The sequence below is a fragment of the Paraburkholderia sp. USG1 genome (assembly GCF_031570135.1).
GTDB classification, from domain to species: Bacteria; Pseudomonadota; Gammaproteobacteria; order Burkholderiales; family Burkholderiaceae; genus Paraburkholderia; species Paraburkholderia dioscoreae.
In genome coordinates, this window is record NZ_JAMWXW010000014.1 from 132,715 (window position 1) to 154,253 (window position 21,539).

At 63.2% G+C, this 21,539-nt stretch carries 16 protein-coding genes; 3 read left to right on the top strand and 13 right to left on the bottom strand.

Features of this window, described 5'->3' with window-relative positions:
• Nucleotides 1–156 precede the first annotated feature (156 nt).
• The 11 genes from lpxD to rpsB form a co-directional block, all read right to left on the bottom strand.
• The gene (gene lpxD / locus NE850_RS19955) at nt 157–1,269 is read right to left on the bottom strand and encodes a UDP-3-O-(3-hydroxymyristoyl)glucosamine N-acyltransferase (protein ID WP_007181442.1); all 1,113 of its coding nucleotides are present in this window, start codon (nt 1,267–1,269) and stop codon (nt 157–159) included.
• Between the two features lie 75 nt (nt 1,270–1,344).
• Complete coding sequence (locus NE850_RS19960) at nt 1,345–1,866, bottom strand: OmpH family outer membrane protein (protein WP_171915836.1); 522 nt, start codon at nt 1,864–1,866, stop codon at nt 1,345–1,347.
• A 61-nt stretch (nt 1,867–1,927) separates the two neighbouring features.
• On the bottom strand, nt 1,928–4,231 hold the full coding sequence (gene bamA, locus NE850_RS19965) for an outer membrane protein assembly factor BamA (RefSeq protein ID WP_007181440.1): 2,304 nt from the start codon (nt 4,229–4,231) through the stop codon (nt 1,928–1,930).
• 66 nt (nt 4,232–4,297) lie between these two features.
• Nucleotides 4,298–5,683: an RIP metalloprotease RseP gene (gene rseP, locus NE850_RS19970; protein ID WP_007181439.1), complete on the bottom strand. Its 1,386-nt coding sequence runs from the start codon at nt 5,681–5,683 to the stop codon at nt 4,298–4,300.
• Between the two features lie 7 nt (nt 5,684–5,690).
• Nucleotides 5,691–6,896, bottom strand: a complete 1,206-nt coding sequence (locus tag NE850_RS19975; protein WP_165186255.1) for a 1-deoxy-D-xylulose-5-phosphate reductoisomerase — start codon at nt 6,894–6,896, stop codon at nt 5,691–5,693.
• Nucleotides 6,897–6,906: 10 nt separating this feature from the next.
• Nucleotides 6,907–7,728: a CDP-archaeol synthase gene (locus NE850_RS19980; protein WP_165186257.1), complete on the bottom strand. Its 822-nt coding sequence runs from the start codon at nt 7,726–7,728 to the stop codon at nt 6,907–6,909.
• Nucleotides 7,722–8,504: a polyprenyl diphosphate synthase gene (gene uppS, locus NE850_RS19985; protein ID WP_007181436.1), complete on the bottom strand. Its 783-nt coding sequence runs from the start codon at nt 8,502–8,504 to the stop codon at nt 7,722–7,724. Before uppS ends, NE850_RS19980 begins: the two co-directional genes overlap by 7 nt.
• A 64-nt stretch (nt 8,505–8,568) precedes the next feature.
• On the bottom strand, nt 8,569–9,129 hold the full coding sequence (frr, locus tag NE850_RS19990) for a ribosome recycling factor (protein ID WP_007181435.1): 561 nt from the start codon (nt 9,127–9,129) through the stop codon (nt 8,569–8,571).
• 100 nt (nt 9,130–9,229) lie between these two features.
• Nucleotides 9,230–9,943, bottom strand: a complete 714-nt coding sequence (gene pyrH, locus NE850_RS19995) for a UMP kinase (protein WP_007181434.1) — start codon at nt 9,941–9,943, stop codon at nt 9,230–9,232.
• 220 nt (nt 9,944–10,163) lie between these two features.
• The gene (gene tsf / locus NE850_RS20000; RefSeq protein ID WP_165187465.1) at nt 10,164–11,045 is read right to left on the bottom strand and encodes a translation elongation factor Ts; all 882 of its coding nucleotides are present in this window, start codon (nt 11,043–11,045) and stop codon (nt 10,164–10,166) included.
• A gap of 207 nt (nt 11,046–11,252) precedes the next feature.
• Nucleotides 11,253–12,005 carry a 30S ribosomal protein S2 gene (rpsB, locus tag NE850_RS20005; protein ID WP_007181432.1) on the bottom strand — a complete coding sequence of 251 codons (753 nt, stop codon included), beginning with the start codon at nt 12,003–12,005 and terminating at the stop codon, nt 11,253–11,255.
• 530 nt (nt 12,006–12,535) lie between these two features.
• On the opposite strand from rpsB, the gene map reads away from it, so the two are divergent.
• From map to NE850_RS20020, 3 genes are read left to right on the top strand one after another with little or no spacing between them, the layout of a single operon-like run.
• Nucleotides 12,536–13,345: a type I methionyl aminopeptidase gene (gene map / locus NE850_RS20010; RefSeq protein WP_007181431.1), complete on the top strand. Its 810-nt coding sequence runs from the start codon at nt 12,536–12,538 to the stop codon at nt 13,343–13,345.
• 31 nt (nt 13,346–13,376) lie between these two features.
• Nucleotides 13,377–15,956 carry a [protein-PII] uridylyltransferase gene (locus tag NE850_RS20015; protein WP_007181430.1) on the top strand — a complete coding sequence of 860 codons (2,580 nt, stop codon included), beginning with the start codon at nt 13,377–13,379 and terminating at the stop codon, nt 15,954–15,956.
• 6 nt (nt 15,957–15,962) lie between these two features.
• Nucleotides 15,963–17,750, top strand: coding sequence for a pseudouridine synthase (locus NE850_RS20020; protein WP_165186260.1), 1,788 nt, complete (start codon nt 15,963–15,965; stop codon nt 17,748–17,750).
• A gap of 246 nt (nt 17,751–17,996) precedes the next feature.
• Here NE850_RS20020 and NE850_RS20025 read toward each other — a convergent pair whose 3' ends face one another.
• Nucleotides 17,997–19,559 (bottom strand): filamentous hemagglutinin N-terminal domain-containing protein, encoded by a 1,563-nt coding sequence (locus NE850_RS20025; protein WP_310699296.1) that lies wholly within the window; start codon nt 19,557–19,559, stop codon nt 17,997–17,999.
• Between the two features lie 16 nt (nt 19,560–19,575).
• Nucleotides 19,576–21,357: a ShlB/FhaC/HecB family hemolysin secretion/activation protein gene (locus tag NE850_RS20030; protein WP_007181427.1), complete on the bottom strand. Its 1,782-nt coding sequence runs from the start codon at nt 21,355–21,357 to the stop codon at nt 19,576–19,578.
• Between the last annotated feature and the right edge of the window lie 182 nt (nt 21,358–21,539).

Below are 21,539 nucleotides of genomic sequence, written 5' to 3' on the forward strand. Positions count from 1 at the left end.
TTGCTTCCTGATGCTCGCCCGCTATTTTACGCGGTGCCGGCAGGTTGCCCTGCGAATTGCCTGGCGAATTGTTCCGCAACTCCGCCTTCGACTCGGCCTTCGACTCGGGCTTTTGAGTCGGCCTGCGGGTTGTCCTTCAAGTTGTCCTGAGGTTTCTCAGGCCTTGTCGCCTGCGGAACTGCTTGCTGCATCGGCCGCCGGGCCGTCTTGCCGCCCGGCCGCAGCGTTCTCGAGCGCCTTGATACGATCGCGCAGTTTGTCGATATTGCGCAGCAACGCTGCACTTTTGTTCCAGTCTGCATGGTTCACGGCCGGGAAGGCACTGGTGTACATACCAGGCTTCAACAGCGACTTCGAGACGCCCGACTTTGCCGTAACGATCACGTAATCGGCCAGCGTGACGTGCCCGGCAATCCCGACGGCGCCGCCGATCATGCAATGACGGCCGATCGTGGTGCTGCCCGCGATGCCCGCGCAACCGGCGATCACCGTATAAGCCCCGACCTTGCAGTTGTGGCCGATCTGCACGAGATTGTCGATCTTCACGCACTCTTCGATGATGGTATCGGCCATTGCGCCGCGGTCGATGGTGGTGTTCGCGCCGATTTCCACGTCTGCCGCGATCGACACGCCGCCGACTTGCGGAATCTTCACCCAGCTACCGGTACGCGCGTCACCCTCGCCGACGAAATCCGGCGCGAAGCCGAAACCGTCCGAGCCGATCACCGCGCCCGCGTGCACGATCACGCGCTCGCCGAGCTTGCAACCGTAGTACACCGCGACATTAGGATAAAGGTGCGAGTCCGCGCCGATGCGCGTGCCTTGGCCGATCACGACATTGGCGTCGAGCCGCACGTTTTCGCCGATCACCGCACCCGCCTCCACCGTGACGTGCGGGCCGATCACCGCGCTCGCGGCAATCTGCGCCGACGGGTCGATGGTTGCGCTCGGATGCACGCCGGGCACCGCCTTGGGCGCGGCGAGGTCGATGAAAGTTTGCGCGACGCGCGCGAAGTAAGCGTACGGATTCGGCGTGACGATGAAGTTACGATTCTCGCGGGAAGCGAGCCTGGCGAGGTCTTCGGCGTTAATCAACACGGCGCCCGCACGGGTCGTTTCGACCTGCGACAGGTACTTCGGATTGGCGAGGAATGCCAGCTGGTCCGGACCTGCCTGGTCGAGCGGCGCGAGACTGCCGACGCGCTGCGAACCGTTTCCGACTACTTCACCGCCGAACCGTTGGACGATGTCCTCGAGCGTAAATGCCATGCCTATCCTGTCTCCTACCGTTCAGTCCAACTTGTCAGAGCTTCAGCTACCGGGCCCTGCGGCCCCGCTGCCGCGTTAGTTACCCGACGCCGCCAGCGCCTTGAGCACCTGATCGGTGATATCGATGCGCGGACTCACATACACCGCTTCCTGGACGATCAGGTCGTAGTGCTGCGCCTCGGCGATCTGCTTGATCACCTTGTTGGCGCGATCGAGCACCGCCGCCAGTTCTTCGTTGCGGCGCTGGTTCAGATCCTCGCGAAACTCACGCTGCTTGCGCTGGAAGTCCGTGTCCAGTTGCGACAGGTCGCGCTGCTTCTGCGCGCGATCGGCGGCCGACATCGACGCGCCGTTCTTGTCGAGGGAATCGGACATCGATTTCAGCTTCTGCGCCATGTCGGCAAGATCCTTGTCACGCTTGGCGAACTCGGCCTCGAGCTTGACCTGCGCGGCCTTCGCGGCAGCGGATTCGCGCAGGATACGGTCGGAATTCACCGCCGCGATCCGCGCCTCCTGCCCATGCGCCACCCCGACACCCAAGGTCATTGCCAGCGCCAGCGCGCACGCCACACGTTTCGAAAACATACCGGTTAGCAAAGTCATCCTCTCGATACTGTAGTTTGGCCGGCCGTTTCTGGCCGAACCGCCAGCCGCCGGATCAGAACGCCGTCCCGATCTGGAACTGGAATTTCTGATACTGGTCGCCCGTGTGCTTCGTGAGCGGGAAGCCCAGGCTGAGCTTGAGCGGGCCGATCGGCGAGATCCACGCAAGACCGACACCGTAGCCGTAACGCAGACCGTTCGCGCCAATACTGTTACCTTCCGTGCCCCACACGTTACCGGCGTCGAGGAACGTGAAGACACGCAGCGTGCGGTCGTAGCCCGTGCCCGGCAGCGGGAACGTCAATTCGATGTTACCCACCAGCAGCTTCGAGCCGCCGATCGGATCGTTCGTCTTGGCGTCGCGCGGACCCAGCGAGCTCGGCTCGTAGCCCCGCACCGAACCGATACCGCCCGCATAGTAGTTCTTGAAAATCGGATAAGGCTTGCCGCCGAGGCCGTTACCGTAGCCGCCCTGGAAGTTGAAGCCCAGCACGAACCCGCGCGCGAACGAGTAATAGTACTGCGCGTTGATGTCGGCCTTGTAGTACTGGGTGCCACCGATCGGCGTGCCGTATTCGGCGTTCGCCTGCGTGAAGTAACCGCGGCTCGGCACCAGGGCGCTGTCACGCGCGTCGCGCGACCAGCCCACCGTGATCGGCACGTTGTTCGACACGCGGCCGAATTCATGCACGTAGTCGATATAGCTTTGCGGCGTGTTCGAGTCGATGTCCAACTGGTTCTGCTCGAGGCCGGCGCCGAAGTACACGGTGTCGACTTCGGAGAACGGAATACCGAACTTCAGGTCGCCACCGATCGTGACGATCTTGAAGCTCGAATCCGTCGAGTAGTACAGCGGCTGATACGTGCGGTAATAAACGTCGGTAATACGCTTGATGCCGTCCACCGTGAAGTACGGGTCGACCTGCGTGACCGTCAGCGTACGGTACGTCTTCGCGGTATTCACGTTCACCGAGAGACTCGTACCCGAACCGAACACGTTGTCTTGCGACACGCCTGCCGAGAGCACCACCTTGTCGGTCGATGAGAAGCCCGCACCCAGCGTGATCGCGCCGGTCGGCTTTTCGGCCACCTTGACGTCCACATCGACCTGGTCGGGCGTGCCTTCCACCGGCACCGTGGTCACGTCCACGTCCGTGAAGTAGCCAAGACGGTTGATCCGGTCTTTCGACAGCGCGAGGCGATTCGAATCGAACCACGAGCTTTCGAGCTGGCGCATTTCGCGGCGCACCACTTCGTCACGCGTACGGGTGTTGCCCACCACGTTGATGCGGCGCACGTAGACGCGGCGGCTCGGGTCCACCTGCAGCGTCAGGTCGACCTTGTGGTTGGACTGATCGATCTGCGGCTGCGCATTGACGGTAGCGAACGCATAGCCGTATTCGCCGAGCTTGTCGACGATAGCTTTGGTGGTGGCTTGCAGCTTTTCAGCCGAGAAGCGGTCACCCGGTTTGATCTTGATGAGCTTGGCCAGCTCCGGCTCGCGGTCGAGCAGATTGCCCGCCAGCTTGATGTTCGAAATCGTGTACGGCTCGCCCTCATGCAGCGTAACCGTGAGATACATGTCCTTCTTGTCCGGCGAGATCGACACCTGAGTGGAGTCGATGTTGAACTCAAGGTAGCCGCGATTCAGATAATACGAGCGGACATTTTCGAGGTCGCCGGTGAGCTTGTCTTTCGCGTACAGGTCGTTCTTCGTGTACCACGAGAACCAGTTCGGCGTGGACAGCTGCATCTCGTCGCGCAGCGTACCCGTGCTGAACGCCTTGTTGCCGATAAAGTTGATCTGACGGATCTTCGCGCTCGGACCTTCGGCCACCGAGAACAGCACCGACACGCGGTTGCGGTCGATCGGCGTGATCGTGGTGGTGACTTCGGCGGCGTAGTAGCCGCGCGTCAGGTATTGGCGCTTCAGCTCCTGCTCGGCCTTGTCGACCAGCGCCTTATCGTAATAACGGCCCTGCGACAAACCGACGGCGCGTAGCGCCTTGGTCAGGTTTTCCTTATCGAACTCATGAATGCCGGCGAAGTCGATCGTGCCGATAGCCGGACGTTCCAGCACCTGCACGATGACCACGTTGCCTTCGGTCGCGATCTTGACGTCGTTGAAAAAGCCCGTGGCATACAGGGCGCGAATGGCCTCCGATGCCTTGTCGTCGCTGAAGGTGTCGCCTTGCTTGATGGGCAGGTAGGCAAACACGGTACCAGGTTCGACGCGTTGCAATCCCTCGATCCGGATGTCTTGCACCACGAAGGGCGTCGTTGCGTGAGCAACCAGCCCATGCGCGGCGAACGCCGCGGCTATAACCGTCTTTGGAACAAAGCGATGAGGTTTAAACAACGTGCTTCCCCAGTGTGTATAGCTGCATCAGGTCAGACGGTCGCCATCGTGAACGCCGCCGACACTTTAAAAATGGATTAAACGAGCCAGATCGTTGAACAGCGCGATCGCCGACAATGCGACGATGCAGGCGAGACCCGCCCTCTGAAAAACGAGTTGCCAGCGATCGGAGACGACTTTGCCGGTAACAGCTTCAACCAAATAATATAACAGATGCCCCCCGTCCAATACCGGAATTGGTAACAGGTTCAGCACGCCAAGGCTAATACTGACAAGGGCCAGGAACGACAGGAATGCAGAAGGACCTAGACGTGCGCTCTTTCCTGCGTAATCGGCGATCGTCACCGGACCGGAAAGATTTTTCAGCGATGCCTCGCCCACGATCATCCGGCCGAACATGCGCACCGAGTACACCGCCAGATCCCACGTACGGCGCGCACCCAGTTGCAAGCTTTCAACCGCCCCGTAACGCACGTCGATGGACGGCACCTGAGTGGCCAGTTCCGCACCGATGCGACCGACCTGTTGGCCCGTCGTTTCGTCACGCTGCGACTGCGGCACGATGCTGATGTCTTCGAGCTTGCCTGCGGCCGGCCCGCCACGCTCGACTTGCAGCGTCACCGGTTTGCCGGCGTGCGCCTTTACATAGGCGATGAAGGCCGTGGCGTTGTCGGTCGGCACGCCGTCCACCGCACGCAGCCGATCGCCTGCGGCAAGGCCTGCCTTTTGCGCCGCGCTGCCCGGCTGCACGCCCGCGACCGTCAGCTTGCCACCACCGGGCTCGAAACCGAGATGCGACATGAAGTCGTCGTCGAGGTCTTTCTCGGTCAGGCCGCGCAGATCGAGTTGAAAGTCCGACGTACCGTGCGTGTCTTTCGCGCTCAGCACGACGCGCTTGTGATCGAATGCCGCACCCAGCAGCTTCCAGCGCAGGTCGGACCACGAACGCACCGGTTCGGATTCGCCGGCGTTTTCGGCACGCACCGCAACGATCGTCTCGCCGCCGTCGAAACCGGCGAGCGCCGCGGGCGTATTCGGCGCGGGCGCCGCGACCACGGCCGCCGGCTCGGTCACGCCGGTGGCGAAGACGAGTGCGAACAGCACGATGGCCAGCAGAAAGTTCGCGACCGGACCGGCTGCGACAATCGCAAAACGGCGCCACACGGACTGCCGGTTGAATGCATGCGGCAATGCTTCAGCGGGAATCGGCTCAGCACCGGTTTCGCGCTCGTCGAGCATCTTCACATAGCCGCCGAGCGGCAGCGCGGCAATGGTCCATTCGGTGCCCGTCTTCGGGCTCACCCATTGGAACAGCGGCTTGCCGAAGCCGATCGAAAAGCGCAGCACCTTGACGCCGCACAGGCGTGCCACGCTGTAATGCCCGTATTCGTGAACGACCACGAGTACGCCAATCGCGACCGCGAAGGCGAGCAGTTCGATCAGCAGGTTCATGAGCGCCTCACTGGACGGCGCGTTCCGTGCGACGGGCGCCGTCGGGCAGACGCGCGATGAATTCGGCAGCGGCGCGACGCGCAGCGGCATCCGCTTCGAGCACGTCTTCGAGTGCGTGCGCGCTGCGGTTCGGCAATGCGTTCAGCACGGCGTCGACCACCTGGGCAATCGCCATGAAACCGATCTGCCGCGACAGGAACGCTTCCACCGCGATTTCGTTCGCGGCGTTCAGAGCCGCGCTCGCCACACCGCCCTCGGCCAGCGCCTTCATAGCGAGGGCGAGGCACGGGAAGCGCGCGTAATCCGGCTTTTCGAACGAGAGCGATGCGATCTGCGCGAGATCGAGTTGCGCGACGCCCGAATCCACGCGATCCGGGAAGGCCAGCGCATGTGCGATCGGCGTGCGCATGTCGGGGTTGCCGAGCTGCGCGAGCACCGAACCGTCGGCATAAGAAACCAGCGAGTGAATCACGCTTTGCGGGTGAATCAGCACGTCGATGCGCTCGCCCGGCAGATCGAACAGCCAGTGAGCCTCGATCACCTCGAGGCCCTTGTTCATCATGGTGGCCGAGTCGACCGAGATCTTGCGGCCCATGACCCAGTTCGGATGCTTACAGGCTTCTTCCGGCGTGACGTCGACGAGCGTGGCCGGTTCGCGGGTGCGAAACGGACCGCCCGAAGCGGTCAGGATGATCTTGGAGACGCCGCCGTGCAGCGCGGCTTCGCGCGGCAGGCATTGGAAAATCGCGTTGTGCTCGCTGTCCACCGGCAGGAGCACGGCGCCGTTGTCGCGCACCGCGTCCATGAAGATCGCGCCGGACATGACCAGCGCTTCCTTGTTGGCGAGCAGGATGCGTTTGCCGGCGCGCGCGGCGGCGAGACTCGGCGCGAGACCGGCCGCGCCGACGATCGCCGCCACCACCGTATCGCAGCCGTCGCTCTCCGACACGTCGACGAGCGCCTGCGGCCCGTATGTGACCTCGGTCTTGCAACCCGCCTCGCGCAGTTTCGCCACGACGCGCGCGGCCGTGTCGGCGTCGCCGACCACCGCGACTTCGGGCTGAAAGCGCAGGCATTGCTCGACTAGCTTGTCGCCGTTGCGATGCGCGCTCAACGCATAAACCGAAAAACGCTCGGGATGACGCGCGACGACGTCGAGCGTGCTGTCTCCAATCGAGCCCGTGGAACCGAGCAGTGTCAGACGTTTTTGCATATCTCTTTCTCTAGCCGAGCAGCAGCATGGCAAGCGGCAGCACCGGCAACAATGCGTCGATGCGGTCGAGCACGCCACCGTGCCCCGGCAACAGGCCGCTTGAATCTTTCACACCGGCCTGGCGTTTCATCATGGATTCGAACAGGTCGCCCACCACGCTGAACGCGACCAGCAGGGTCAGGGCGAGCAATGTGCGCACGGCGCCCCAATGCGCCAGCAACGCAGAATACAGGGTCGGCTCGAACGCATGCAAAAAGACCGCCGCCGCGGCGACGATCATCACCACCAGCCAGCCGCCAATTGCGCCTTCCCAAGTTTTACCCGGACTGATGGCAGGCGCCAGCTTGTGTTTTCCGAATGCTTTTCCGGAGAAGTATGCGCCGATATCGGCCAGCCATACCAATAGCAGCAACGACAGCACGAACGGCACGCCCAGCATCCGGGCGGCGACGAGAGCATGCCAGCACGCGACGAATATCACAATGCCGGCAAGAAACAGAAAGGAGCGCCAGGCGCCCTGCGACAACGTGGGCTTGCGCAGCAGCACGAACGGACCGGCGATCACCCAGAAAATCGCGGCCGCCTGAAAGAGCGGCCTCGCCTGCTCGATGCCGGCGCCGAGGCGCGTGCTGGCGACCAGCGCCACCGCCGTCACCAGCGCGTAAATGACCGGGCCCGCACCGCCCAGTTTGAGCAGACGCGCCCATTCCCATGCGGCGAACACGACGACGAAGGCGATCAGCGCGCCGAACGCGCCCACCGGCGCGAACAACGTGACCGGCAGGAATACCGCCAGCAGGATGATCGCCGTGATGACACGGGTTTTTAGCATGGAAGCGAATCGACGTTTTGCGATTGCGGCTCGAGCTGAGCACTGGTGCGGCCGAAGCGGCGTTCGCGCTCCGCATACGAAGCGATGGCGTGGCCGAGCGCGTCGGCGTCGAAATCCGGCCAGAACGTGTCGGTGAAGTAGAACTCGGTATAGGCCAGCTGCCACAGCAGAAAGTTGCTGACGCGGCGCTCGCCGCCGGTGCGGATGAACAGATCCGGCTCCGGCGCATAAGCCATTGAGAGGTGCTCGGCGAACGATTCCTCGGTCACCTCGACCGCCTTGCCCGCCAGCGCCGACTGTTCGGCGAGCTTGCGGGTGGCCTGCATGATGTCCCAGCGGCCGCCGTAGTTCGCGGCGATCGTGAGCGTAAGACGGGTATTGCGCGCGGTCTTGGTCTCCGCACGCTTGATCAGATCGCGAATGCGCGTATCGAAGCGCGACAGATCGCCCACCACCCGCAAACGGATACCGTTCGCGTGCAATTTGCCGATCTCGCGCTCCAGCGCGGTCACGAACAGGCGCATCAGAAACGACACTTCGTCGTTGGGACGGCGCCAGTTTTCCGAGCTGAAGGCGAACAGCGTCAGATATTCGACACCCCGAAGGGCGCACGCCTCGACGGCCGCACGCACCGCGTCGACGCCGCGTGTATGGCCCGCCACGCGCGGCAGGCGCCGCTGGGTGGCCCAACGGCCGTTGCCGTCCATGATGATCGCGATATGTCGCGGCACCGCGGCGACATCAGGCACGCGCACGGTTGAGCTGGTATAGGTCATGGCCGTCGGGACAGTGACTGCAAATAAAGAAGTGGAAATCGTGACAGTGTTGAGGCGACCGGCCTCAGACCGTCATGATCTCGGCTTCTTTCGTCACGACGAGTTTGTCGATTTCGGCGACGAACCTGTCCGTCAGCTTCTGAACGTCGTCACCTGCACGACGCTCGTCGTCTTCCGAAATTTCCTTGTCTTTCACGAGCTTCTTCAGTTGCTCGTTGGCGTCACGGCGCAGGTTGCGCACGGCGACCTTGGCCGTTTCCGCTTCACTCTTGACCACTTTGGTCAGTTCGCGGCGGCGTTCTTCGGTCAGCGCGGGCATCGGTACGCGGATCACGTCGCCTTGCGTGGCCGGGTTCAGGCCCAGATCCGACTCGCGGATCGCCTTTTCGACAACCGGAACCATCTTCTTTTCCCACGGCTGCACGCCGATCGTGCGGGCGTCGATCAGCGTCAGGTTCGCCACTTGCGAAATCGGCACCGGCGAACCGTAGTAGTCGCACTGGATGTGATCCAGCAGGCCCGTGTGCGCACGGCCCGTGCGGATCTTCGACAGGTCGTTCTTGAACGCGTCGATGGAGCGCTGCATCTTTTGTTCAGCGCCCTTTCTGATATCAGCCACAGACATTTTTAAACCTCCGAACCTTCAAAACGGTGCGAGCCGGCCGGCGCGCGCAAGATGCGGCGACCCGGGCTCGCGTCAAAGCCCACGTTATGTGAACGAGAGTTTACACGTGGACGAGAGTGCCTTCGTCCTCACCTTGTACGATGCGCTTGAGCGCGCCCGGCTTGACGATCGAAAACACCCGGATCGGCAGCTTCTGGTCGCGGCACAGTGCGAACGCCGTGGCGTCCATGACCTGCAGATTGCGGCCGATTGCCTCGTCGAAGCTGATCGTGGTGTAGCGGGTCGCGCTCGGGTCTTTCTTCGGGTCGGCGGAATAGACGCCGTCCACCTTGGTGGCTTTCAGCACGACTTCCGCGCCGATTTCCGAGCCGCGCAGCGCGGCGGCCGTGTCGGTCGTGAAGAACGGGTTGCCTGTGCCGGCCGCGAAAATCACGACTTTGCCTTCTTCGAGCTGGCGAATCGCGCGGGGCCGGATGTACGGCTCGACCACCTGGTCCATGCGCAGCGCCGATTGCACGCGCGCCTCGATGCCGGCGTGGCGCATGGCGTCCTGCAACGCCAGGGCGTTCATCATGGTGGCCAGCATGCCCATGTAGTCGGCCGTGGCGCGATCCATACCCGCCGCGCCGCCCGCGACGCCGCGGAAAATATTGCCGCCGCCGATCACCACGGCCAGTTGCGTTCCGAGACGGACCACTTCGGCCACGTCCGCCACCATTCGTTCGATGGTCGCGCGATTGATGCCAAAGGCATCGTCGCCCATCAGAGCTTCGCCGGAGAGTTTGAGCAGGACGCGTTTATAGGCAATGGGCATAGGGGTATCCAGATCGCGCAGAACAGGGCAACAACAAGGGACTAATGTAGGGGTGAAATGCTGATTCGGGCAAGCGTCGCCAAATTGACGAACCCCAGGTTCGCCAGCGGCGGCTGCGCGGCGGGGGTCAACCCGAGCGCAACCTTGCGGCACTGCCGACCGCGGCAAAGTCTTGCTCCGCCGCGGGTCCAACGATACAACAGTGATGCTTGGGCAAGGCTTATTGTTGCTTTGCAGCAGCGACTTGAGCGGCCACTTCAGCTGCGAAGTCGTCCTGCTTTTTCTCGATGCCTTCACCGACCACGAACAGGGCGAACTTCTGCACGCTCGCGTTGCCGGCCTTCAGCATCTGTTCGATTGTCTGCTTGTCGTTCTTAACGAACGTCTGATTCAGCAGCGAGACTTCCTTCAGGTACTTCTGCACGCTACCGTCGACCATCTTGGCGACGATTTCAGCCGGCTTGCCCGATTCCGCGGCCTTCTGCTCGGCAATGCTGCGTTCCTTCGCGATCAGTTCCGCCGGCACGTCTTCCGACGACAGCGAAACCGGCTTCATTGCGGCGATGTGCATTGCCACGTCTTTACCAACCTGCTCGTCGGCGCCCGTGTACTCGACCAGCACGCCGATACGCGTGCCGTGCAGGTAGGCTGCCAGCTTGTTGGCGGTGTCGAAACGCACGAAACGGCGGATCGACAGGTTTTCGCCGATCTTGCCGACCAGCGCGAGGCGCACTGCGTCGACCGTCGAGCCGTCCAGCGGCAGCGCCGACAGAGCGGCGACGTCAGCCGGGTTTTGCGCAGCGACCAGCTCCGCGACCTTCTTCGAGAAAGCCAGGAAGTCGTCGTTCTTCGAAACGAAGTCGGTTTCGCAATTCAGCTCGACCAGCGAACCCGCGTTGCCGCCGATGAACGATGCGACCACGCCTTCAGCCGTGACGCGCGACGCCGCCTTGCTGGCCTTGTTGCCCAGCTTCACGCGCAGCAGCTCTTCAGCGCGCGCCATGTCGCCGTCGGCTTCCGTCAGCGCCTTCTTGCATTCCATCATCGGCGCGTCGGTCTTTGCGCGCAGTTCTGCAACCATGCTTGCGGTAATTGCCGCCATCATTTGCTCCTTGAGTTCCGTCTGTCACACGCCGCCCGCATTTCGATGCCGGCGGCAAGAATTCGTTTCAGCGTTGCGCGTAGTTTTTTTACGGACAACGCTCGGGGCACCGCTCGAGAGACTGCCGGCCGCGCCCCACTACAATGTCGCGACTTAAAAAAAGGGGGCCTGTAGAAAGCCCCCTTTTTTGCCGGACACGGGGCAGCTTTACGCTTCCGCGTTGACCTCGACGAACTCGTCGCCGTCGCCGCCACGTGCAGCCTGCACCACTTCGTTGACCGCGTTCGCACGGCCTTCGACGATCGCGTCAGCCACGCCAGCCGTGTACAGAGCGACAGCCTTGGAGGCGTCGTCGTTACCCGGGATCACGTAGTCGATGCCTTCCGGCGAGTGGTTCGTGTCGACCACGGCGATGACCGGAATGCCGAGCTTGTTCGCTTCGGTCACGGCAATCTTGTGGTAGCCGACGTCGACCACGAAGATCGCGTCCGGAATGCCGCCCATGTCCTTCACGCCGCCAATCGACTTTTGCAGCTTGGCCATTTCGCGTTCGAACAGGAGCGCTTCCTTCTTGCTCATGCGCTCGGTTTCGCCTGCTTCCAGTGCTGCTTCCATGTCCTTCAGGCGCTTGATCGAGACCTTCAGCGTCTTGAAGTTGGTCAGCATGCCGCCGAGCCAGCGTGCGTTGACGTACGGCATGCCAGCGCGTTGCGCTTCTTCGGCGATCGTGTCGCGCGATTGACGCTTCGTGCCCACGAACAGGATCGTGCCGCGATTAGCTGCCAGTTGACGCGCGTACTTCAGCGCGTCGTTGTACATCGGCAGCGTCTTTTCGAGGTTGATGATGTGAATCTTGTTGCGATGACCGAAAATGAACGGAGCCATCTTCGGGTTCCAGAAGCGCGTTTGGTGACCGAAGTGGACACCGGCTTCCAGCATTTGACGCATGGTAACTGCCATGAAAATCTCCGCGAGGGTTGGGTCTTAAGCCGGCTGCCGTATCGGCCGCGCCGCCATCTGCCTGGCTGAACGCGGCGGACACCCTGGGTGCGCCGGCTTGCGAGTCTGCTGCCTTGTGATACTTTCCTACCCCATGACGCAGGCAACCAGCGCCATGAGAAGCCATTCCCGCCGCTTTTTTACTCATATGAAGCCCATATGAAGCAACAAAACAAGACTGAGATCGACTTAGCCAAAGATTATAGCACGCGACTATTGCACGACTCAACCTGCTCCGGTAGCTCCACTCGCCGGCGCCGGGTTGCACCCGCCTGCTCGCCACCAGCCCGAACTGGCCGCCCGTCGCGGCTAAAGTAGACAAGGCGCGGCGCCAGCGCGACACGCCCCCGATGTCCAGCGACGCTTGCGCCAGTTGCCCGGAACACGCCCGCATAAGGGCCCACAACAGCTGCTTCCGTTGGCGCAAAAGCCTGCGGCGGCGGGAATATGGTGCGATAATCTCGCAATAAATCGCATTTCAGGCCCGACTCATGGCTATTACGCTCAAAAACGAACACGATATCGCGCAGATGCGCGTCGCCTGCAAACTCGCGAGCGAAGTGCTCGACTACATCACGCCGTTCGTCACGGCCGGCATCACGACCGGCGAACTGGACCGCCTGTGCCACGAATACATGCTGAAAGAACAGGGCACGATTCCGGCGCCGCTGAACTATCAGCCGCCCGGCTACCCGCCCTATCCGAAAGCCACCTGCATTTCCGTCAATGACGTGATCTGCCACGGCATTCCGGGCGACAAGACCCTGAAAAACGGCGACGCGCTGAACATCGACATCACCGTCATCAAGGAAGGCTATTTCGGCGACACCAGCCGCATGTTCATCGTCGGCGAAGGCTCGATCATGGCCAAACGTCTGGTGCAGACCACCTTCGAATGCATGTGGCTCGGCATCGACCAGGTGCGCCCGGGCGCGCATCTCGGCGATATCGGCTATGCAATCCAGAAGCACGCGGAAGGCCAGGGCTACAGCGTGGTGCGCGAATACTGCGGCCACGGCATCGGCACGGTGTTCCATGAAGACCCGCAGATCCTGCACTACGGCCGTCCCGGCACCGGGCTCGAACTGCAGACCGGCATGATCTTCACGATCGAGCCGATGATCAACGCCGGCCGCCGCGACATCCGCACCATGCCGGATCAGTGGACCGTCAAAACCAAAGACCGCAGCCTCTCGGCGCAATGGGAGCATACCGTGCTCGTCACGGAGACCGGCTATGACGTGCTGACCGTTTCCGCCGGCACGCCCGCGCGTCCGCCAATCGTCGCGGCCACCGCCTGACCGATCTCCGAAACCACCGCCCCGCCTGCCAATGAGTAGTGTTCCAGCCCTCGCCCAATCCCCTGCCAGGTCGCTCAAGGCGGAGTACAAAGTGGCCAAAGCCCAATTGCTGGAACGCTTCAGGACGGCCACCAACGTCGACGCGTTGATGGCGTCGCTCGCGCGCGCCACGGACGACTCCCTGCGCGCCGCCTGGAACACCTGCGAGCTACCGCCCGAACTGGCCCTGCTCGCGGTGGGCGGCTACGGGCGCGGCGAACTGGCGCCGCATTCGGACATCGACATTCTGGTCTTGCTGCCCGACACGCCGATGGGACATCTGGATACCCGCATCGAGCGCTTTATCAGCCTGGCCTGGGATCTGGGACTAGAACTCGGCAGCAGCGTACGCAGCGTGTCGCAGTGCCTAGAAGAAGCCGCCAACGACGTCACGGTGCGCACCTCGCTCCTCGAAGCGAGGCGCATTACCGGCAGCGCCGAGTTGTTCGACGACTTCGCCAGGCGTTACCGCGAGGCGCTCGACCCGAGGGCTTTTTTTCAGGCAAAAGTGCTGGAAATGCGCCAGCGCCACGCCAAGTTCCAGGATACCCCCTATTCGCTCGAGCCCAACATCAAGGAAAGCCCGGGCGGCCTGCGCGATCTGCAACTGATTCTATGGATCACCCAGGCGGCCGGCTTCGGCAGCAGCTGGCGCGAACTCGAAGCGCGCGGCCTGATCACGGAGCGCGAAGCGCGCGAATTGCGCCGCAACGAAGGATTCCTGAAAGCGCTGCGCGCGCGGCTGCATGTGATCGCCGGGCGCCGTCAGGACATCATGGTGTTCGACCTGCAAACGCCGGTGGCCGAGAGCTTCGGCTACAAGCCGACCGCCACCAAACGCGCGAGCGAGCAGCTCATGCGGCGCTATTACTGGTCCGCCAAGGCTGTCACGCAGCTCGCCACGATCCTGATCCAGAACATCGAGGCGCAGCTCTTTCCGAGCACGAGCGGCATCACGCGTGTGCTGTCGGACCGCTTCGTCGAGAAGCAGGGCATGCTGGAAATCGCCAGTGACGACGTGTTCCAGCGCGAGCCGAACGCGATCCTCGAGGCCTTCCTGCTGTATGAACAGACGCCCGGCGTGAAAGGTCTGTCGGCGCGCACGCTGCGCGCGATCTACAACGCCCGCGACGTCATGGATCAACATTGGCGGCGCGACCCGGAAAACCGGCGCCTTTTCATGGACATCCTGAAGCAGCCGGCCGGCATCACCCATGCGCTGCGCCTGATGAACCAGACCAGCGTGCTGGGGCGCTATCTGCTGAACTTCCGGCGCATTGTCGGACAGATGCAGCACGATCTGTATCACGTCTACACGGTCGATCAGCACATTCTGATGGTGCTGCGCAATCTGCGGCGCTTCGCCGTGGCCGAGCACGCGCACGAATATCCGTTCTGCAGCCAGTTGATCGCGAACTTCGACCGGCCGTGGGTGCTGTATGTGGCGGCGCTGTTTCACGACATCGCCAAAGGCCGCGGCGGCGACCACTCCACGCTCGGCATGGCCGACGCGCGGCGCTTCTGCCGCAATCACGGCATCCTGGGTGAAGACGGCGAACTGGTCGTGTGGCTGGTCCAGCAGCATCTGACCATGAGCCAGGTCGCGCAAAAGCAGGATACGAGCGACCCGGAAGTCATCAAGCGGTTCGCCGAACTGGTCGGCACCGAGCGCTGCCTCACGGCGCTCTACCTGCTGACCGTGGCCGACATTCGCGGCACCAGCCCGAAAGTCTGGAACACATGGAAAGGCAAGCTGCTCGAAGACCTGTACCGCGCCACGCTCGCCGTACTCGGCGGCGCGCGGCCGGATGCGCATTCGGAGCTGAAGTCCCGCCAGGAAGAAGCGCTGGCGCTCCTGCGTCTCGAAACCGTGCCGGAAGGCGCGCAAAAGGCGCTGTGGGACAAGCTCGACATCGGCTATTTCCTGCGTCACGACGCGGCGGATATCGCGTGGCAAACGCGCGTGCTGTATCGCCACGTCGAAACGCCCACACCGATCGTGCGGGCCCGCCCGTCGCCGATCGGCGAGGCGCTCCAGGTGCTGGTCTATGTGAAGGATCAGCCCGATCTGTTCGCCGGCATTTGCGCGTATTTCGACCGCAATGGCCTGTCGGTGCTCGATGCGCGAGTCAGCACGACCCGTCACGGGTACGCGCTCGATAATTTCCTCGTCGCGCATACCGAAGAAGACGTGCATTATCGCGATATTGCCAATCTGGTCGAACAGGAACTGACCGCCCGCCTCACCGGTGACGGCACCCTGCTTCCGGGACCGTCGAAAGGCCGTCTGTCGCGGCTGTCGCGGACCTTCCCTGTTACGCCGCGCGTCGATCTCCGGGCCGACGAGCGCGGCCAATATTACATCCTGTCCGTGTCGGCGAACGACCGGCCGGGCCTTCTTTATTCGATCGCGCGTGTGCTGGCCGAGCATCGGGTCGGCGTCGCTTCGGCGCGGATCAATACACTTGGCGAACGCGTCGAAGACGTGTTTCTGCTGGATGGACATGGCCTGTCGGACAGCCGTCTGCAAATTCAGGTCGAGACCGAACTGCTGCGCGCGATTGCAGTGTGAGATTTCATGCGAGTCAAATTAACAGCCAAGCACCCGCGGCCGGCTTCGTCCGAACGCGCCCCTGTCCGTACCGGAAGCACCTCGGCGCGTAAGCCGACGCGCCCGGCGGGACCGAAGCCGTCCGCGGCGACGGATTCCGGCGACGCGCGGGGCAAGCGGGCTGGTGCCGCTCCGGCCGGCGGCAAGCGGCCGAGCGGCGGTAAGCCGACAGGTGCCGGTGCGCGCGCGCCGCGCGCAGAAGGGTCGTTCTCACGCGAGCGTGATGCGGGCGGCGCGGGCACAGCACGCCGGGCGTCGTCGGACCGGCCGCCGCGGCGTGAGGGTGGCGGCGGCGCGCCGCGGCGTTTCGAGGGAGCGGGTGATCGTGGTCCGCGTCGGGACGATGGTGAGCGTGCACCGCGCCGGTTCGAGGGTGGCGGCGATCGTAGCGAACGCGCACCGCGCCGGTTCGAGGGTGGCGGCGATCGTAGCGAACGCGCACCACGTCGTTTCGAAGGCAGCGCTGATCGTAGCGAACGTGCACCGCGCCGCGCCGAAGGCGGTGCAGGCCGACCGCCGGAAAGCGGAGTCCGCGGCGAGCGTCCGGCACGCAGCGCGAGCGGAAGCACCGATCGGCCGCGCGCCGGCTCTGGCGGCGACCGGGGCTCGCGCGGCGATCCCGCGCCGCGCCGTTTTGAGAACGACCGCGGTTCGTCGGAGCACCGTGAGCGCAGTTTCGCAAAACCCGTCAAAGGCGGGTACGCCGACCGCTCGGACCGTCCGGCACGCGCCCCGCGCGACGACCGTGGCGAACGCGCGTCTGCCAAACGCGAGTTCGGCGATCGCCCGGCCCGCAGCGGCGAGCGCGCGGAACGTGGCGAACGGCCGGCACGCAGTTTCGACAGATCGCTGCCGACCGCCGCGCGCCGCTTCGGAGACGACCGGCCAGCACGCGCCGACAAGCCTCGCGGCACATCGCCCGCCGCCCGTACAAAGAAACGCGACGTCCCTGCCGGCGATGCTCCGCGCACACCGCGTCGCGATTACGAAGACGCACCCGGCACCCTGCGCCTGTCCAAGCTGATGTCCGAACTCGGCTTGTGCTCGCGCCGCGAAGCCGACGAATGGATCGAGAAAGGCTGGGTGCTGGTGGACGGCGAGCGCATCGACACGCTCGGCACCAAGGTTCGTCCGGACCAGCGTATCGAGATCGACCCTGCCGCCGAAGCCGCTCAAGCCAGCCAGGTGACCGTGCTGATCCACAAGACGGTGGGTTTCGTCTCCGGTCAGGCGGAAGACGGTTACCAGCCGGCCATCACACTGGTCACGCCGGAAAACCGCTGGGAAGGCGATCGCTCGAACATCCGCTTCTCCGTTGCGCATTTGCGCCAGCTTGCGCCGGCCGGGCGGCTGGACATCGACTCGACGGGCCTGCTGGTGCTGACGCAGGACGGCCGTATCGCGAAGCAGTTGATCGGCGGCCATTCGGAGATCGACAAGGAGTATCTCGTGCGCGTGGCATTCGGCGAGCACACGACCGAGGTCGAAAGCCACTTCCCGCCGGAAAGCCTCGCGCTGCTGCGGCATGGCCTCTCGCTCGACGACGTACCGCTCAAGCCGGCACAGGTCAGTTGGCAGAACGGCGAGCAATTGCGTTTTGTGCTGCGTGAAGGCAAGAAGCGTCAGATTCGCCGCATGTGCGAACTGGTCGGCCTCGAAGTGATTGGCCTGAAGCGTGTGCGGATGGGCCATGTGATGCTGGGCGCGTTGCCGCCGGGCCAATGGCGCTACCTCGCAGCCGATGAATCGTTCTGACGCTGTGCGCCGGATGCCGACGGTGCGACAGATATTCGGCGTCGTCCTTAGCAAGCTGGCCGCGTAAAAAACAGCCCCACGTTTTTTCGAAAACGTGGGGCTGTTGCCAATTAACCGGCCTTTCAGGCGCCCAGCCATGTATCAGCCCGACGACACCGGGCGCGCCCCTCCTGCCCAGCGGGCAGGCAAGACACACTTTTAGAACTTGTGCCCGTTTGCCACCGCAGGCTGAACATTCCCCTGTGCCTACAGGGCTGCGCTATCGCGCATCACCTGCTGCTGGTCAGCATAATCGCGCGCCTGCTGCAGCATGCGGGTCTCATAGTCCGCGTACCATTGCTGCTGCATGCGTGCTTCGTACTCCGCGCGAGCCTGTTGCTCGGCAGCCTGACGCTGCGCGTCCGCCTGCTGCTGCGCGCGGTCGCGTGCCTCCTGCTCCATGCGCGCTGCGTCGGCCTGCTGTTGGGCGCGGTCGCGTGCTTCCTGCTGCATGCGCGCCTCGTACTCCGCGCGAGCTTGCTGCTCAGCCGCCTGACGCTGTGCGTCCGCCTGCTGCTGCGCGCGGTCGCGCGCTTCCTGCTCCGCACGTGCCTGCGCTTCAGCGGCCTGACGTGCCGCCTCAGCTCTAGCGCGCTCCTCTCCAATAGCAGCGTTTCGCGCCGGCTCGTCGGCAAACTGCTGCTGACCTTGCTTCACCAGATCCGCGAGTCGCGCCAGTTTCTGGCTCTCCGTCAGTTTTGCTTCAACTTCAGGCGTCCAACCGCGCGCAGCGTCCATGTTGTCCATGCCCGTCTTCAACACTTGCTTCAGTTGCTGGAAATTCACCATTTCCCGTTGCATGTGATCAGCGTCCTGCAGGACATAGGATGCGTCATTCCCCTTCACGCGGCCGACTGCGCTGTAACCATTAGTCGCGACCACGCTGTACGGCGCATTCTGAATGTCCGCGCCGAACATCTGGATGGCGACGCCGCCGTCACCGCCTTTGATCAAACCGGCGTTGTTCACGCCAAGACCGAATTCCGATCCCTCGAGGACGATCTTGTTCGCATACATCCCGCCGAGCGCCGACACATCGAGCGCAACGCCGGGCTTCTGGCTTGGCGTCGCCGACGTGTACGTGAGCTTGCCGGCGAAATTGCCGTTCGCGTCGCCGTCGAAATCCGTGCCGTTCTGCGAGTTGATGCTCCAGCCCTTGACCGCGCCGTTCACGACGGTAGCGCGAGACAGCAGATTCAACTGGCCGGCACCGACATCGATGCCATCGCCGTCGATCTGGATCGTCGCGGGCGTGGCGCGCGTCTTGTCGACGCTCAGTGCAAGCGGACTGTCCGCGCGCGGGTTGAAACCGGCGGCAGCCAGCGTCAGCATCGGAACGTTGACGGTGGTCGCGCCATTGGCCGAGATGCCGGCCGCGTTGGCGATCAGCAGGTGCGCGGGCGCGCCGGCGACTTCCATCGCGCCATTGAGCTTCGAAGCTTGAGCCGAGGTTACGTCAGCGACGATCACTCTGGCAGCGTTGCCCTGGAGGTTCGCGTTGGCGGCGAGCTGGCCGGCAAGGCGGCTCGCGCCCGTCGCCGTCAGGTTATTGAATACGACGCCGTTCCGGTCGACGTCGAAGTTGCTGAAGGTGTTACGGGAAATACCCGAGCCATTCGGACCTGCAATGTTGACCACGGGGGTGTTGCCGACCGCATTGACCTGGGTCTGGCCGCCGTTGGCCACGACACCCGCTGCCATTGCGCTGCCGGCAGTGGCCATTGCCGTCAGGGCGGCGAGGTTCAAAGCTTTGAGTCGATGTTTAATCATAAAGAGTCCTAGTGGTTTAAAAGGCCATGCTCAACCGGAGGTTGACCACGACGGGATCGGCGTTCAACTGCCTGGGAGCAAACAGCGGAGCGCCAATTGAAAGAGAGGCGGACACGTGCTTGATCGCTGCGGATGCACCAACCGCCGCACCGACGACGTTGCCGCCGGAATTCGGCTCACCGGCAACGGGCACGACGCGCCCGGCGTCGATGGCGGCCATCAACGTGACGCGGCTGCCGAACACGGGCGCGGACAACGTCCAGTCGGCCTCGTTGCGCAGGTACCCGCCGGTGTTGCCATACAGGTAGCGGTCCTTGAAGCCGCGCACGGAGGTGTCGCCGCCGACCGACACGCGCTCGGTCGAATAAAGCGGCTTTGCGCTCGCTTGCGCGTAAGCGGACGAGAGGAGCGCCACGCTGGGCGAAATCAGGGTGTACAGACTCGCACTCGCCGAGAGCTTGCGAAAGCTTGCGGAAGGCCCGCCCGCCTGGCTCTTGTCGCGGCTCGCGAAAGGCAGTCCTCCGGTGAGCACCGGACTGAAAGTGAAATAGCTTCTGCTGCCAACCCGGCTGGCGAAGTTGATGCCGATTCGCGCCGCACTCACGCGTTCGGTGCCGCTGTCGAGTTGCAGATCTTCGAGATAAGTCTTGCCGTTATAGGTGGAAATCGAACCGAAGATATCGATCTTGCGCATTGAATCGCGCGAGACCGTGCGCGATACGCTGATCAGATTCTGGACATTGCTGCCGTGGTAGCGCAGATTGCCGTAAAAATCGATCGGTACCGCGAAATTGCCGGCCGCCCCCGCATAGCTGAAAGTCCAGTAACCAAGCGGCACGCTCGCGGACGCGCCAAAGCTCCGTCGATAACGGTCGCCGTGCAGTGCCGTCGTGCTGTTTGCCGACATCCCCAGTTGCTCGCCGAAGCCCAACGGGTTGTTGAGCGTCACCGCGCCGTCGAATTCATCCGCGCCCGTGTTGCTGTCGCCCATGTTGTCGACATTCAGGTTGACGCCAATGGAGGGCGCGGTGCGGCCACTCACGAGCACGTCCGAGTAACCTTCCTCGGGCGCCGCGCGCAGCGCGACTTTCACGCCGTCCGGCGTGACGCGGTCAAGCTGGTCGACGCCCTGTTCGACGTCGCGCAAATTGAGCGGCTCGCCGGGTGAAACCGGAAATGCCATGCGCGCCGCTCGATCCGAGCGGGTCGTACCGTCCTTGAACGAGACCTTGCCGAGTTTGCCTTCGACCGATGCAATCACGAGCGGGCCACCCGCGCCCTGCTGCTGCGGCAGCCACGCATGGCTCGTGATGTAGCCGTTTTCGACGTACCAGTCGTTCACTTCGTCGAGCAGATGCGCGAGCGCGGCGTTGTCGAGACATTGTCCGGTTACCTCGCGCGCGACCTGCTGCCTGATGGAGTCGGGCACAAGCATCGCGCCGCGAAACTCGACTCCGTCCACGTAGATGCACGCCTGACCATCGGGCGCGATTGGCCCCTGCGCGACAGTTGCACGTGGCGGCGTGATGGGAGGGGAATCGTGTGCACTCAGGTTTTCGCGTTGTTCGCGAGCCTGATCGAGCAGACGTTGTTGTTGCTGATCCTGCAGCGCCCGATCGACTGGCGTATTAAGTTCGATAGCCCATACCGGCGCGGCAGCAACTGTGAGAAGCGTGCCGACGGAGGTTAGTGACGCAACGGCCGGCAAATTCTTGCGTACGCGGCCTGTTCTGGCGAGACTCGGCTGACTGGCCCGGTCAATGTGGACGATGGAACGGATGAACGCTGGATAACGCAAGGCGACCTGCACATTTCAGAATTAAAACACGAGGCCGCGAGTGTAATAATCTAGAAAGCCTATTTGAGAAGGCGCGATCCTAATTAAAGATAGGAAATGTCCCAATAAGAACGGTCGTCGACAGGCAAAAACGAGCACAATGCGGCGCGCAGCACTACCTTTAAGAGAAGGTGGCACGGCTT

Excerpts from the sequence above, each read along its gene's own strand:
- lpxD (WP_007181442.1), bottom strand. The coding sequence starts at position 1,269 with ATGGCATTTACGCTCGAGGACATCGTCCAACGGTTCGGCGGTGAAGTA.
- rseP (WP_007181439.1), bottom strand. The coding sequence starts at position 5,683 with ATGAACCTGCTGATCGAACTGCTCGCCTTCGCGGTCGCGATTGGCGTA.
- NE850_RS19975 (WP_165186255.1), bottom strand. The coding sequence starts at position 6,896 with ATGCAAAAACGTCTGACACTGCTCGGTTCCACGGGCTCGATTGGAGAC.
- NE850_RS19980 (WP_165186257.1), bottom strand. The coding sequence starts at position 7,728 with ATGCTAAAAACCCGTGTCATCACGGCGATCATCCTGCTGGCGGTATTC.
- uppS (WP_007181436.1), bottom strand. The coding sequence starts at position 8,504 with ATGACCTATACCAGCTCAACCGTGCGCGTGCCTGATGTCGCCGCGGTG.
- frr (WP_007181435.1), bottom strand. The coding sequence starts at position 9,129 with ATGTCTGTGGCTGATATCAGAAAGGGCGCTGAACAAAAGATGCAGCGC.
- pyrH (WP_007181434.1), bottom strand. The coding sequence starts at position 9,943 with ATGCCCATTGCCTATAAACGCGTCCTGCTCAAACTCTCCGGCGAAGCT.
- tsf (WP_165187465.1), bottom strand. The coding sequence starts at position 11,045 with ATGGCGGCAATTACCGCAAGCATGGTTGCAGAACTGCGCGCAAAGACC.
- rpsB (WP_007181432.1), bottom strand. The coding sequence starts at position 12,005 with ATGGCAGTTACCATGCGTCAAATGCTGGAAGCCGGTGTCCACTTCGGT.
- map (WP_007181431.1), top strand. The coding sequence starts at position 12,536 with ATGGCTATTACGCTCAAAAACGAACACGATATCGCGCAGATGCGCGTC.
- NE850_RS20015 (WP_007181430.1), top strand. The coding sequence starts at position 13,377 with ATGAGTAGTGTTCCAGCCCTCGCCCAATCCCCTGCCAGGTCGCTCAAG.
- NE850_RS20020 (WP_165186260.1), top strand. The coding sequence starts at position 15,963 with ATGCGAGTCAAATTAACAGCCAAGCACCCGCGGCCGGCTTCGTCCGAA.
- NE850_RS20025 (WP_310699296.1), bottom strand. The coding sequence starts at position 19,559 with ATGATTAAACATCGACTCAAAGCTTTGAACCTCGCCGCCCTGACGGCA.